At 58.7% G+C, this 13,988-nt stretch carries 8 protein-coding genes and 1 tRNA gene; 8 read left to right on the top strand and 1 reads right to left on the bottom strand.

What is annotated here, in order from left to right; all coding sequences use genetic code 11:
* Positions 1-181: 181 nt before the first annotated feature.
* Positions 182-3,022 (top strand): 2-oxoglutarate dehydrogenase E1 component, encoded by a 2,841-nt coding sequence (locus QQJ84_RS17255; protein ID WP_284259558.1) that lies wholly within the window; start codon positions 182-184, stop codon positions 3,020-3,022.
* A gap of 51 nt (positions 3,023-3,073) precedes the next feature.
* Positions 3,074-4,306: a 2-oxoglutarate dehydrogenase complex dihydrolipoyllysine-residue succinyltransferase gene (gene odhB / locus QQJ84_RS17250; RefSeq protein WP_284259556.1), complete on the top strand. Its 1,233-nt coding sequence runs from the start codon at positions 3,074-3,076 to the stop codon at positions 4,304-4,306.
* 53 nt (positions 4,307-4,359) lie between these two features.
* Here the strand turns inward: odhB and QQJ84_RS17245 are convergent, their stop codons facing one another.
* Positions 4,360-5,103: a transglycosylase SLT domain-containing protein gene (locus QQJ84_RS17245; RefSeq protein WP_284259555.1), complete on the bottom strand. Its 744-nt coding sequence runs from the start codon at positions 5,101-5,103 to the stop codon at positions 4,360-4,362.
* Positions 5,104-5,365: 262 nt separating this feature from the next.
* On the opposite strand from QQJ84_RS17245, the gene typA reads away from it, so the two are divergent.
* The 6 genes from typA to QQJ84_RS17215 all read left to right on the top strand — a co-directional run bounded on the left by typA (position 5,366) and on the right by QQJ84_RS17215 (position 13,988).
* A complete protein-coding gene (gene typA / locus QQJ84_RS17240) occupies positions 5,366-7,201 on the top strand; it encodes a translational GTPase TypA (RefSeq protein WP_284259554.1) in 1,836 nt (611 codons plus the stop codon).
* A 54-nt stretch (positions 7,202-7,255) separates the two neighbouring features.
* Complete coding sequence (locus QQJ84_RS17235) at positions 7,256-7,915, top strand: NUDIX hydrolase (RefSeq protein WP_284259553.1); 660 nt, start codon at positions 7,256-7,258, stop codon at positions 7,913-7,915.
* Positions 7,916-7,970: 55 nt separating this feature from the next.
* A tRNA-Arg gene (locus QQJ84_RS17230) sits at positions 7,971-8,047 on the top strand.
* Positions 8,048-8,638: 591 nt separating this feature from the next.
* A complete protein-coding gene (locus tag QQJ84_RS17225; RefSeq protein ID WP_284259552.1) occupies positions 8,639-11,491 on the top strand; it encodes an SNF2-related protein in 2,853 nt (950 codons plus the stop codon).
* On the top strand, positions 11,488-11,673 hold the full coding sequence (locus tag QQJ84_RS17220) for a hypothetical protein (RefSeq protein WP_284259551.1): 186 nt from the start codon (positions 11,488-11,490) through the stop codon (positions 11,671-11,673). Before QQJ84_RS17225 ends, QQJ84_RS17220 begins: the two co-directional genes overlap by 4 nt.
* The gene (locus tag QQJ84_RS17215) at positions 11,670-13,988 is read left to right on the top strand and encodes a hypothetical protein (RefSeq protein WP_284259550.1); all 2,319 of its coding nucleotides are present in this window, start codon (positions 11,670-11,672) and stop codon (positions 13,986-13,988) included. The genes QQJ84_RS17220 and QQJ84_RS17215 overlap by 4 nt, the downstream gene beginning before the upstream one ends.

Below are 13,988 nucleotides of genomic sequence, written 5' to 3'. Positions count from 1 at the left end.
ATGCAGGTTGAACAACCCAGCCCCTCCAAACCGGATAAAGATTAGGCCGGGCTTGTGGCCTATATGCCCGCAGAGTTCGTAAACCTGCCCTATTTTGGCGGGAGGCCGGACTTGACGCTGTTTGCTTGGAACAGTGTGAATTAAGCGGGGCGGAATCGCTTTATAGAGGGATAGGTTTGATATGGCCGGCGTAGACATTATCGCAACCGCCATGAATGGCGCGAATGCCCAGTTCATCGCACAGCTTTACGCAAAATGGATTTCCGCCCCCCATTCGGTGGACCCGGATTTCGCGGTGCTCTTCGCCTCGCTGGACGATGAGGCCCGATCGGTTCTCACCGATGCTTCCGGCGCCTCCTGGGCGCCACGCCCCGCGGTGTTCGATGTGCCCGAGGCCGCCAAGCCCGCCCCGGCGCCGGCCGCCGGTACCCGCGCCGCGACGCTGGATTCCATCCGCGCGCTGATGCTCATCCGCGCCTACCGCGTGCGCGGGCATCTGGAGGCGCAGCTTGATCCGCTGCATCTGCGCCAGCCCCGCCAGCATACAGAGCTTGACCCCACGACCTACGGCTTCAGCGAAGCCGACATGGACCGGCCGATTTTCATCGACGGCGTGCTTGGCCGGGACACTGCGACCGTCCGGGAAATTCTCGCCATTTTGCGGGCCAGCTATTGCGGCGAAATCGGCGTCGAGTTCATGCATATTCAGGACCCGGCGCAGAAATCCTGGATCCAGCAGCGGATCGAGGGGGCGCCCTGGCTCGCCGCGTTCGGGCGGGAAGAGAAAGCCACCATTTTGCGTCAGCTGACCGAGGCTGACAGTTTCGAGACCTTCTGCCAGCGCCGCTATGTCGGCACCAAGCGCTTCGGCCTGGAGGGCGGGGAGAGCACCATTCCGGCGCTGCACGCGATCATCGAGACCGCGGCCAAGGGTGGGGTGAAGGAAATCGCGATCGGCATGCCGCATCGCGGCCGGTTGAACACGCTGGTTAACATCGTGCAGAAGCCGCTGGTGGCGCTGTTCAGCGAGTTCGGCGGCGCCAGCGCCAAGCCGGAGGATGTGGAAGGCTCAGGCGACGTTAAGTACCATCTCGGCACCTCCACCGATATTACCATCAACGGCAACCAGCTGCATCTCTCGCTGCAACCCAACCCCTCGCATCTTGAAGCGGTGGACCCGGTGGTGGTCGGCAAGATCCGCGCCCGGATGGATATGATGGGCGATGCCACCCGCCGCAACGCGATGGCGATTCTGATGCATGGCGACGCTGCCTTCGCGGGCCAGGGCGTGGTGTATGAAACCCTGGCGATGAGCCAGTTGATCGGCTACCGCACCGGCGGTTCGGTGCATCTGATCGTGAACAACCAGATCGGCTTCACCACCGTGCCGGCGCATGCTTTCTCCGGCCTGTATTGTACGGATGTCGCCAAGGCCGTGCAGTCTCCGATTTTGCATGTGAACGGCGATAATCCGGAGGCCGTGGTGTTCGCGGCCCGGCTGGCGACCGAGTTCCGCATGGAATTCGCGGTGGATGTGGTGATCGACCTCGTCTGCTATCGCCGCCACGGGCATAACGAGAACGAGGAGCCGGCGTTCACGCAGCCGATCATGTACAAGGCGATCAAATCGCTGAAGACCACGCGCGCGCTTTATGCCGATGCCCTGGCGGCCGAGGGCAGCGTGAGCGCCGAACAGGCGCAGGCGATTGCCGATAATTACAACCAGACCCTGGAGGACGCCTATAAGGGTGCGCAGGCGTATAAGGTGAACAAGGCGGACTGGCTGGAAGGCCATTGGTCGGGCCTGGGCCAGGCCAGCGAGGAAGACGAGCAGGAGGAACAAGCCACCGCCGCGCCTCTGGAGCAGCTGCGCGAGGTTGGCAAAGGCATTTCCACGCCGCCGGAAAATTTTGACATCAACTCCAAGATTCTGCGCCAGCTCGAAGCCAAGCGGCAGATGATCGAGACCGGCGAGGGTATCGACTGGGCGACCGGCGAGGCGCTGGCGTTTGGCACGCTGATGCTCGATGGCCACCGCGTGCGGCTCTCCGGCGAGGATTGCCAGCGCGGCACCTTCAGCCAGCGCCATGCCGTGCTGATCGACCAGACCAACCAGAACGAATACACGCCGCTGAACAATATCAGCACAGACCAGGCGCGGATCGAGATCTTCAACTCGCTGCTCTCCGAAGTGGGCGTGCTGGGCTTTGAATATGGCTACGCTTTGGCTGACCCCAGCGTGCTGGTGCTGTGGGAAGCGCAGTTCGGCGATTTCGCCAACGGCGCGCAGGTTATTATCGACCAGTTTTTGGCCTCGGGCGAGACCAAGTGGCTGCGCATGTGCGGGCTGACCCTGCTGCTGCCGCACGGGCATGAGGGCCAGGGGCCGGAACATTCCTCCGCCCGGCTGGAGCGCTATCTGCAGCTTTGCGCCGAACGCAACATGACGGTGTGCAACCTGACCACGCCGGCGAACTATTTCCACGCGCTGCGCCGCCAGCTCAAGCGCAACTTCCGCAAGCCGCTGGTGCTGATGACGCCGAAATCGCTGCTGCGGCACAAGCTGGCGGTGTCGCCGTTGAGCGACATGGCCACCGGGTCCGGTTTCAAATACGTGATCCCGGAAATCGACAAAATCGCCGCGCCGGCGCAGGTTAAGCGAGTCGTGATTTGCTCCGGCAAGGTGTATTATGACCTGCTGGCCGAGCGGCGCGAGCGGGGGATCAAGAATGTCGCCATCGTGCGGCTGGAGCAGTTCTACCCCTTCCCTGCCCGCAAGCTGCAGGCAGCACTCGCGCCCTATACCAAGGCCGAGGTGGTTTGGTGCCAGGAGGAACCGGAGAACAACGGCGGGTGGACCTTTGTTGACCGCAAGATCGAGGCTGTGCTCATCGCCGCCGGGGGCGCTGCCAAACGGCCGCGCTATGTTGGCCGCGCCGCCGCTGCCAGCCCGGCAACCGGGCTTGCCCGCGTCCACGCCGCCGAACAGGCGGCCCTGGTGAATGAGGCATTATCCGTCTAAACTTTCGCAACACCTCCCGAACGACCCCGCGTCTAAAAATTAGGAGCAGTTATGGCCGCCGACATCAAAGTCCCGACACTTGGGGAAAGCGTTACCAGCGCAACCATCGCCCGATGGATCAAAAAGGCCGGGGACACCGTGGCCGCCGACGAACCCCTGGTGGAGCTGGAAACCGACAAGGTGACGGTTGAGGTCAACGCGCCGGAAGCTGGTGTGCTGGAAGAAATCATCGCGCCGGAGGGGGCTGAAGTTGAGGTCGGCGCGCTGCTTGGCCGTATTGGCGCCGCAGGGGCCAAGGCTGCCGGAAAGGTGATCGAGCCCAAATCCGCCCCCGCCACGGCGCCCGCCGCGGCCGCAGGCGTGCATCCGCCGCAGACACCGCCCGGCCCGGTGGCGCGCCCCGGCGTGGCGGCACTGCCCGCCGCCGCGAAAATGATGGAGGAGAAACACATCTCCGCCGCCGATATCGGCACCGGCACCGCCAAGGAAGGCCGTATTTCCAAGGGTGACGTGCTCGAATTCGTCAACAAGCCGCCCGTGGTGCCCGCCCCGCCCGCAGCCAAGCCCGCCCGCACGCCCGATGCCCGCGAAGAGCGCGTGAAGATGACGCGGCTGCGCAAGACCATCGCCAGCCGCCTGAAAGACGCGCAGAACACCGCCGCGATGCTCACCACCTTCAACGAGGTGGATATGAGCGCGATCATGGCGCTGCGCAGCGAATATAAAGACGCATTCGAGAAGAAGCATAAGGGCGTGCGCCTGGGCTTCAACGGCTTCTTCGTGAAGGCCGTGGTCGCGGCGCTGGCTGAGTTCCCCGCGGTTAACGCCGAGATCGACGGCGATGACATCGTGTATAAGCACTATGTTCACATGGGCATCGCCGTCGGCGGCGCCAACGGGCTGGTGGTGCCGGTGATCCGCGACGCGGGTGAGAAAACCATCGCGCAGATCGAAGCGGAGATCGCCGGGTTCGGCAAGGCCGCCAAGGATGGCACGCTGAAGCTGGAGCAGCTCTCAGGCGGCACTTTCTCCATCACCAACGGCGGCGTCTATGGCTCGCTCATGAGCACGCCGATCATCAACCCGCCGCAATCGGCTATTTTGGGAATGCATAAAATCCAGGAACGCCCGGTTGCGATAAACGGGCAGGTTGTCATCCGCCCGATGATGTATCTGGCCGTCTCCTATGACCACCGCATCATTGATGGCCGCGAGGCCGTCTCCTTCCTGGTGCGCGTGAAGGAAAGCCTGGAAGACCCGCGGCGGTTGCTGCTGGAAATCTGATCCGGGCGGTACCGCGCGCAAAAAGGCCAGGGGATCATCCTCTGGCCTTTTTTTTATGGCGTGATCACCCGGGGGAGGCCGCGCGGCAGCCCGGCGCCGGGGGGGCTGGCCGGGGTGTAGACATGGATGCGGCGGGCGGCGGGGGACATCAGGATGACGTAAGGGTCGGGCGCGGTGAGGGCGGCGTCGGCTAATTGGGAGTCGAGACCAGGCGGAATGAGGCCCAGGCCGTGCCAGACGGCGAGGACATGGCGCTGGTAGGGTAGGCCAAGGTCGGGTTCGGCGGAGTGATAATCGGCGATGGCCGTGTTCCAGGAGCCGGTCTGGCTTTTCAGGCGGTTGAGGAAGCCGGCGGCGTAATTGGCGTTTTCGACCGGGTCGAAGGCGTCATCGAGGGTGGCGAAGGCGCCGGGGTGGTTTTGCAGGCTGATCTGGAAGCAGCCGACGTCAATATCGCGCACGCCGGAGGATAAGGCGAGGCGGACGAAGGCTTCGGCGGCGGCTTTATCCATGAAATATTGGCCGTTGCCGCCGGCGTTGACCGTCCAGGGCCAGGGGGCGATGCGGCCGGTGAGCGGGTCGGGGTGGCCGCTTTCCACCATGCCGATGGAGACCAGCAGGTTGGCTGGCAGGGCGGCGGCCTGTTCGGCTGCGTGCCCGGCGATGCCGCAGGCCTGGCCGGGCGGCAGATCAGCCCATGCCGCGCGCGCCAGCATTGCCAGCAGCCCGGTTACCAGCAATCCTGTTGCCAGCGGACCCGCTTTTCGTGGAATCGTGCCAAGCGACAAGTGTTTCAAGCCAATCCCGCCTCCCTCGGCCCGAATCCTTACGCAAATGGCCCGAAGCTGGCGAGGCTTTCGGGTCGCAATTCCGTGAATTTTCCGGTTACATGCCGCCGCAGGGCAGCAATTGTTTTTTAGCCCTCGCTTTTGCGGCGCAATATGGCTATGCGGAGCGGGAAATCTTCCGCGCGATTTTTGGGCCGTTGCTCCGTTCAGACGAGGCAGCGGCCCAAGCATTGCACTAACTGTACTGCACTAACTGTCAGGCCCGTCAAAAATGTCCGCTCCAAAGATCCGCAATGTCGCCATCATCGCACACGTTGACCATGGCAAAACCACGCTTGTCGACCAGCTGCTCAAGCAGTCCGGCGCCTATGCCGCGCACCAGGCCGTGACCGAGCGCGCGCTCGACCGCAACGACCTCGAAAAGGAACGCGGCATCACCATTCTCGCCAAGGTTGCCTCGGTGGTGTGGAACGATGTGCGCATCAACATCGTCGATACCCCTGGCCACGCCGATTTCGGCGGCGAGGTTGAGCGGATTTTGAACATGGTGGATGGCGCCGTGATTTTGGTGGATGCCGCCGAGGGCGTGTTGCCGCAGACCAAGTTCGTGCTTGGCAAGGCGCTGGCGCGCGGGTTGAAGCCGATTGTGGTCGTCAACAAGATCGACCGTGGCGACGCCCGGCCGGATGACGTGCATAACGAGATGTTCGACCTCTTCGCGGCGCTGGACGCCAATGAGGAACAGCTCGACTTCCCGATGCTGTTTGCCTCGGGCCGCCAGGGCTGGGCTGTGAAGGACCTCGCAGACCCGCGCGAGAGCCTGACGCCGTTGTTCGACCTTATCCTTTCCCACGTTGCGGCGCCTAATTTGAATGTCGATGCGCCGTTTGGCATGGTTGCCTCCATCCTGGAGTCCGACACCTTCCTCGGCCGCGTGCTGACTGGGCGTGTCGAGCAGGGCCGCGCCACCGTGAACATGCCGGTGAAGGTCTACCGCCTGGATGGCACGGTGGTTGAGACCGGCCGCCTGACCAAGCTGCTCTCCTTCCGCGGCCTGGACCGGGTTTCAGTTGATGAGGTTTCAGCCGGCGACATCATCGCCGTCGCGGGCCTGACCGACGCCACCATCCCGCATACCATCGGCTCGATGGATCTGCAGGGCCCCCTGCCCGCCACCCCGATCGATCCGCCGACCCTCTCCATGACCTTCCGCATCAATGACAGCCCGCTGGCCGGGCGCGAAGGCAAGAAGGTGACGTCGCGCCAGATCCGCGACCGGCTCTACCGCGAGGCCGAGGGCAATGTCGCCATCATGGTGGCCGACAGCTCCGAGACCGATGCGTTCGAGGTTTCCGGCCGTGGCGAACTTCAGCTTGGCGTGCTCATCGAGCAGATGCGCCGTGAGGGATTTGAGCTGACCATCGGCCGCCCGCGCGTGCTGACCCGCACCAACGAAGAGACCGGCGAGCGCGAAGAACCGTATGAAGAGTGCCTGATCGACGTGGACGAGCCTTATGCCGGCGCGGTTGTTGACAAAATGTCGCGCCGCAAGGGCGAGCTTTCCGACATCCGCCCCTCCGGCGGCGGCAAGCAGCGCCTGACGTTCCGTATCCCCTCGCGCGGGCTGATCGGCTACCATGGCGAGTTCCTCACCGACACGCGCGGCACCGGCGTGATGAACCGCCTTTTTGCGGGCTACGGCCCCTGGAAAGGCAAGATCGAGGGCCGCCGCAACGGCGCTCTCATCTCATCCGAGGATGGCGAGGCCGTGCAATACTCGCTGTTCGCCCTGCAGGACCGCGGGACGCTGTTCGTCTCGCCGGGCGAGAAGGTTTATGTTGGCATGATCCTGGGCGAGCATTCGCGCGAGAACGATTTGGACATCAACCCGGTCCGCGAGAAGAAGCTCACCAATATCCGCGCCGCCGGCAAGGATGAGGCGCTGTTGCTGGTGCCGCCCCGCAAGATGACGCTGGAGCAGGCCATTGCCTATGTTGAGGACGATGAGCTGGTGGAAGTGACCCCCAGCGCCGTGCGCCTGCGCAAGAAGCACCTGGACCCCAACGCCCGCAAGCGCGCCGACCGCGCCTCAGGCGACGCGGCCTGAACAGAAAACAAGGGGCACCTCACGGGGTGCCCCTTTTTCGTTGTGGAGGGGCCTGTGGAAGCCGTTAAAGACCATATGATTGTCGATGCAGCATTGCAGCGCCAAATCACCGATCGCTTTATCGCGGGGTGTTTTGGGGATATTCCCAGCCATGCGGTGCATGATCTGGGCCGCGTGAGCCTGCCTGGCACAGGTGATGTGGCGCTGCATCTGCGCCATGCGGCGGATGCCATTTTGCTCGATGAATATGGCCAGGTGGTGCTGATCACGCGGCTGCATCATCCCGGCGCCGGGCTGCTGGCGCTGCCGGGCGGGTTTATTGATGAGGTGGACGGCGGGGTGGAAAACCCACTGGACGCGGCGATCCGCGAGGCGGTGGAGGAGACCGGCGTGGACGAAAGGCTGCTGCGGGAGGGGACGGCGGGGCCGGTCGGGCGCCGCTTGTATGACCGTCCGTTCGACATTCGCGTGGCGTGGAACAACCTGCCCGGCACCAGCATACGGCAGGGCGACGTTTTCGGCGTCTCCACGCAGGGGTTCTGCTTCAGGCTGCCGGGGGATTTACGCGAACTGCCGTTGCAGCCGGGTGACGATGCGAAGGCCGTGCAGGTGGCGGAGATCATGAGCCTGCGGGCCAGCCAGTTCGCGGTGCCGGACCATCTGCCGCTGATCCGTTTGGCGCGGGAGATGATGGCATTAGATTGTAAAAGCTGAAATATCCCATTGCCGTTGCCGGGTGCCGGGTTTTCAGATAGAAGCGCCGCGGTACGGACCCGTAGCTCAGCTGGATAGAGCGTTGCCCTCCGAAGGCAAAGGTCACGCGTTCGAATCGCGTCGGGTCCGCCAATTTTCTTAGTAAAATCAATGTGTTGTTAAGTTAATCCATTCCGACACCGGAGTGGTTTTTAGCCACGGAAGCACTACGGAAGCAAGCGCACTCAAGGAGCTGAATCCAGTCGGCTCTATAGCAATGAGCGTTTGATTTAGGATTGGCGGCTTGGGGAGGCCTTGGAACCGGTCGACTCGGCGCATATTGACCGCTTTTGCACTCACTGTTCAGGCCGCATGGTCAGATCGATTTTGGTCGTAATGGGTTGTCCCCCGATTCAGTCCGGCTTATCTTCAGCATTCACTTCAGTAAGTTAAGCCAAGAAAACTGTTCGGGTGAGACTGGCTGAGACGGACTTCGAGCGGTTTGGGTGACGTTACACTAGATGCTGACCGTTTTCGGCGCCTTTATAGCCCCGGATAGTCTAATCAAATTCGGGGGCTGGGTGCGCCCCCCAATGTCCACGAACCTCGCTACCGCGTTTCCTAAAAATCCCTTCACGATTGCCGATTCGTGGTGATACCTAAGGATGGCTTCATTCCACTTATACGCGAGGGTAACCTGTTGACGGACGCTATAGTTGCCATTCGCGCCGCCCTATGCCTGGCATGATCACCGACTTCCAGGCCAAATACTTTGCCTACGACCTCACTCGCCGCCAAGCGCCGGATGATGGCGAGCGCATGGCCAGCGCTGTCGCGGGAGCGCAAGTGGACCTCAACCCTCATCAGGTCGATGCAGCCTTGTTCGCCTTTGCCTCCCCCTTCTCCAAAGGAGCCTTGCTGGCGGATGAAGTGGGCCTCGGCAAGACGATCGAGGCCGGACTGGTCATCTCGCAACGCTGGGCCGAGCGCAAACGGGCAATTTTGGTCATCGCACCATCAAACTTGCGTAAGCAATGGCATCAGGAGCTGACCGAGAAGTTTTTCCTGCGTTGCGCCATTATCGAGGCGAAATCCTACAATCAGGCCATAAAGGCGGGCAATTTCCGCCCGTTTACCCAGGACAACACCGTCGTCATCTGTTCCTACCAATTCGCCTGCAGCAAAGCCGCCGACGTTGCGGCAACCCCTTGGGATTTGGTAGTGATCGACGAAGCCCACAGGCTGCGTAACGTCTATAAACCTTCCAATGTCATCGCTAACACATTGAAAGGCGCGTTGTCAGGCAAGCAAAAGCTGCTCCTCACTGCGACGCCTTTGCAAAACTCACTGCTTGAGCTTTATGGTCTGGTCAGTTTTATTGATGAATACAGTTTCGGTGATCTGAAGAGCTTCCGTGAGCAGTTCATGGCGGCTGCCCCCGACCGGGTATTCAGCCAGTTACGCGATAGGCTGAAACCTATCTGCCACCGTACCTTGCGACGGCAAGTGACCACCTATGTGCCCTACACCAAACGCTTCCCGATCGTGGAAGAATTTACCCCCGAGGAGAGCGAAGACCGGCTATATCAGCTTGTCTCCGATTATCTACGTCGCGAAAACTTGCAAGCCTTGCCCTCTGGCCAACGCTCGCTGATGACCCTGGTTCTGCGCAAGCTGCTGGCCTCGTCCAGCTTCGCCATCGCAGGCGCGCTTAATTCCATTGCCCAACGTCTACGCGGCAAGCTGGCCGACGACGATAAATTTAGTGAACTCGATCTGGGCGAAGATTACGAGGCACTGGACGAGACCGCCGACGAATGGGACGAGGACGCACCGGAGCCTTTGACCGAAGCCGACCGCCGCGCCATTGCCGCCGAAATTGCCGATTTGGATGGTTTTGCCAAGCTTGCCACTTCGATTGAAGAGAATGCCAAAGGAAAAGCGCTGTTAAAAGCATTGAAGGTGGCCTTTGCCAAAGCCGATGAGTTGGGCGCTGCGCAGAAAGCCATCATCTTCACAGAATCCCGCCGTACCCAAGCCTATTTGCTGCGACTGCTTAGCGTAAGTCCCTACAGCGACGGCATCGTGCTGTTCAACGGCACCAACACCGACGAAGCCTCGAAGAAAATTTACAACGCTTGGTATGCGCATCACAAAGACACCGACCGCATTACCGGTTCGCGTACCGCCGATATGCGATCCGCCCTGGTGGATTATTTCCGAGACCAGGGCCGCATCATGATCGCTACTGAGGCGGGTGCGGAGGGGATCAACCTGCAATTTTGTTCGCTGGTTGTGAATTACGACCTGCCATGGAACCCGCAACGCATTGAACAGCGCATTGGCCGCTGCCATCGCTACGGCCAAAAGCACGACGTGGTGGTGGTGAATTTCATCAATCGCAAGAACGAGGCCGATCAGCGCGTCTATGAATTGCTGTCTGAAAAATTTAAATTATTTGAAGGTGTGTTTGGCGCCAGCGACGAGGTTCTTGGCGTGATTGAATCCGGCGTCGATTTTGAAAAACGCATTTCTGGCATTTACCAGCAATGCCGGCAGACTGACGAGATCAAGGCCGCCTTCGACCAGTTGCAGCGGGATATGAGTCTGGAAATCAACCAGGCCATGAGCCAAACGAGGCAGAAATTACTGGAGAATTTTGATGATGAGGTGCGAGAGAAGCTGAAATCCCGCAACAGTGAGGCAAAAGATTATCTGGGACGATTTGAGGAACAGTTACTGCGCCTTACCCGGCATGAATTGGCACCCTATGCCGATTTTCCGGCAACCGGCGCCTTCGCGTTACGCGAATGCCCGCCCTGGGCGGACGCCCGGGCTGTGCCGCTGGGCTTGTACGAATTGCCACGCCGGTCAGGCGAAGCGCATTTATACCGTATCAATCACCCATTGGGCGAAGCGGTCGTGGCACGGGCCAAAGCGCATGGATCAGCCGCTCACGAAGTGCGGTTTGATTTCAGTAGCCACAGCGGCAAGATCAGTGCGCTGGAACCTCTGCGCGGCCAGAGCGGTTGGCTCATCGCACGGCTATTTACCATTGAAGCGCTGGATGCGCCTGAAGATCATATCATTTTGGCGGGGGAAGCTGACAACGGCACCGCGATCAGCCCAGATGCCGCTAAGCGTTTGTTGGGGTTAGCTGCTACAATGGGCGAGATGGACATGTTGCCGGAGGGCCCGTTGACGAGTTTGGAGACGCATTGGGATGACCAGGCTGGCCGTATCCGCCAAGCTAACGCCGACCGTAATGTAAAATTTTTTGAGGCCGAGGCTGACAAGTTGGAATGCTGGGCCGATGATCTGAAACTCGGGTTGGAACGCGAGATCAAGGAGATAGACCGCCAGATCAAAGAAGCCCGCCGGGCAGCATTGGCGGCCCTTGGTCTGGAAGACAAGCTGGCGGGGCAGAAGCAGATTAAATCTCTGGAGCATTTACGTACCACCAAGCGCCGTAATTTATTTGAAGCACAGGACGAGATCGACCGTCAGCGCGGCACGTTGATCGCCCAAATTGAAGGCAAACTACGTCAAAATATTAAAACTGAGTCGTTGTTCACTTTACGATGGGTGCTGGTATGACAGAGTTGGAAACACCGTCTTCACAATTGGCAAAAATTTTGGTGGACCGACTAATCGAAAAGAAGTTGCTCCGTGCGGATAAACGGGAACAACTCGTCACAAAAATTGCTGCTGGCACAATGAAGGGCGAGGATTGGAAACTGGATATTGAGCTTGCCATTGCGAAGAGCGAACAGCCATGAGTTCAAACTCTCTTAAATCATTGTCTTTATCTGCATTCCGTGGCTCATCATCAAATTTTACGATTGGTTTTGAAAAGGATCGAAAATTTACGCTGATCTACGGAGAAAATGGTACGGGAAAAACTACAATTTGCGATGCATTTGAATTCCTCGCGAAGGAGAAGGTTGGTTCGCTCGAAGACCGTGGCATGGGATCGGCACTTACAAAATTTTGGCATACTGCTGGCAAGACTGGTTCGGACTTATTGGTAGTTCTAAAGTCGTCCAATGGAGATTGTAGCGGTAGCCTTGTTGGCAAAAAATATTCTGTTGCGCCACATAGTGCCAAGCCGCGTATTGAACTTCTCCGGCGTCAACAAATACTGGCATTGATCGAAGCTGCGCCCGCGAAGAGATATGAAGAGATAAAACGGTTTATCGATATCGCGCCTTTCGAGACATCCGAGGAAGCGCTTCGTCAACTTGGAAAACGTATCGCTGTCGAGAGAGATAACGCTCAACTTATTGAAGACCAAAATCTAGTCTCTCTGCAAGAGTATTATGATGCAGCCGAAAATCCTGCTGGTAAAAATCCCGTCTCATGGGCCAAAAGTAAGTTGGCAGCTCCAGCAACAAGTCTAACTTCTGATATCGCTGCGATAGGGAAATTGCGGTTGGCATTTCAAGCGCTAAAGGATTTTTCAGAAAGGACTAGCGTCAACCAAGAGGCTCTTGAAGTCGTAAAATTAGCCGTCACGAAAGCTGAAAAAGCCCGCACGGAAGCGGCCGCTCAGGCAAGCGACGGGGCGAATGATTTATTGGAGTTGCTTGAAGCTGGGCAAGCATATCTGCATGCACATACATTGATTTCAGAATGTCCACTATGCCAAAGCACTGAAAATGTATCTGGTTTGGAAGAAGCAATCAAAGAGCGCCTAGGCCAATTTAGCGCCCTACAGGCCGCTAATACGGAATGGAAGAAGCAGAAAGATGCGCTAAGTAAAACTGAAGCGATTCGACTGCAGATTGGCGTCGATTATAGCCAAGGCACAAAGGCATACGAGGCAGCAAAGGCAGGGCATCAATGGTCCGGCGACGTGCATCTACCCGATAACTCGCCTCCCGGAGACTTGAAAGACCTGCCGGCATGGCTTTTGTCCGCTGTGCCCGCCGCAGATTCATGGGCGGTGAGGGAAAATTCGTGGCGAGGAGAAAAGCAGTTTATTACCGCCCTCGCATCTGCATTAGACGGCTATGAGAACAATCATGGAAGGAGAATCGAGCTAGGGGCGCTGGTTCCGCAGATTGAAGAGGCGTTAAAAATCTGTGTTGCTGAGCGTCAGGCTTTCACGGACGGAATTATCAAGGAAATCGCAGAGCAAGTTGGCAAACTTTATGAGGATGTTCACCCTGGTGAGGGTTTAGATAAAATTGCGTTGCCCCTTGACCCTGATAAGAGAGCATCGTTAGAGCTCAAGGCAAAATTTTCAGGACAAGAGGCGCCTCCACAAGCCTATTATAGCCAGTCGCATTTGGATACGTTGGGGCTTTGTGTCTTCCTGGCGCTCGCGCTACGTGATCGAGCGAAGGAAACCATTCTAATCCTTGATGATGTTCTGGGCAGCGTAGATGAGCCGCATGTTGAGCGAGTGATTCAAATGATTTATGGCGTCAGCGAAAAATTTCGTCATACGATTGTGACAACGCATTACCGACCATGGCGCGAGAAATATCGGTGGGGCTGGCTCAAGCCCGACCAACCCTGCCAATTTATTGAATTGCATGGCTGGACGATCGGCAATGGTATACGTTCTGTAAATTCAATTCCTGAAATTGATCGGTTGAAAACTTTGCTGAGCGCTAACCCGGTTGACCCACAAGCGATATGCAGCAAGGCGGGTGTTATTCTTGAGGCAGCGCTCGATTATTTAACCCAGAAATATGAATGCAGTCTGCCCCGGCGGACAAATTCCACTTATACAATCGGTGATTTCCTCCAGGCGATAGACAAGAAGTTGCGTGAAGCTCTGAAAGTTGAGATCAGAGACAAGCCGGAGAATGGAAACCAACCAACAGCGGTCACAGTCGAATTAAAAGCTTGTCTCGACGAGTTGCAACGAATATTTCAGGCGCGAAATGCGTTTGGCGCGCATTTCAAGTCGATTTCATTTGAAATGCTCGACTCTGATGCCATCGGCTTTTCAAGCCAAGTTGTCGCGTTAATCGATGCCCTAACCTGTCCGGTTCATGGATGGCCGAGCAACGACAAATCAGGCAGTTACTGGAGGAATAGCGGTGATACACGGCGCCTCCATCCTCTCAAGAAACCAGGTTGA

The organism is Acidocella aquatica (genome assembly GCF_030160635.1).
Lineage (GTDB): Bacteria > Pseudomonadota > Alphaproteobacteria > Acetobacterales > Acetobacteraceae > Acidocella > Acidocella aquatica.
This window is presented reverse-complemented; position numbering and strand designations above follow the sequence as displayed.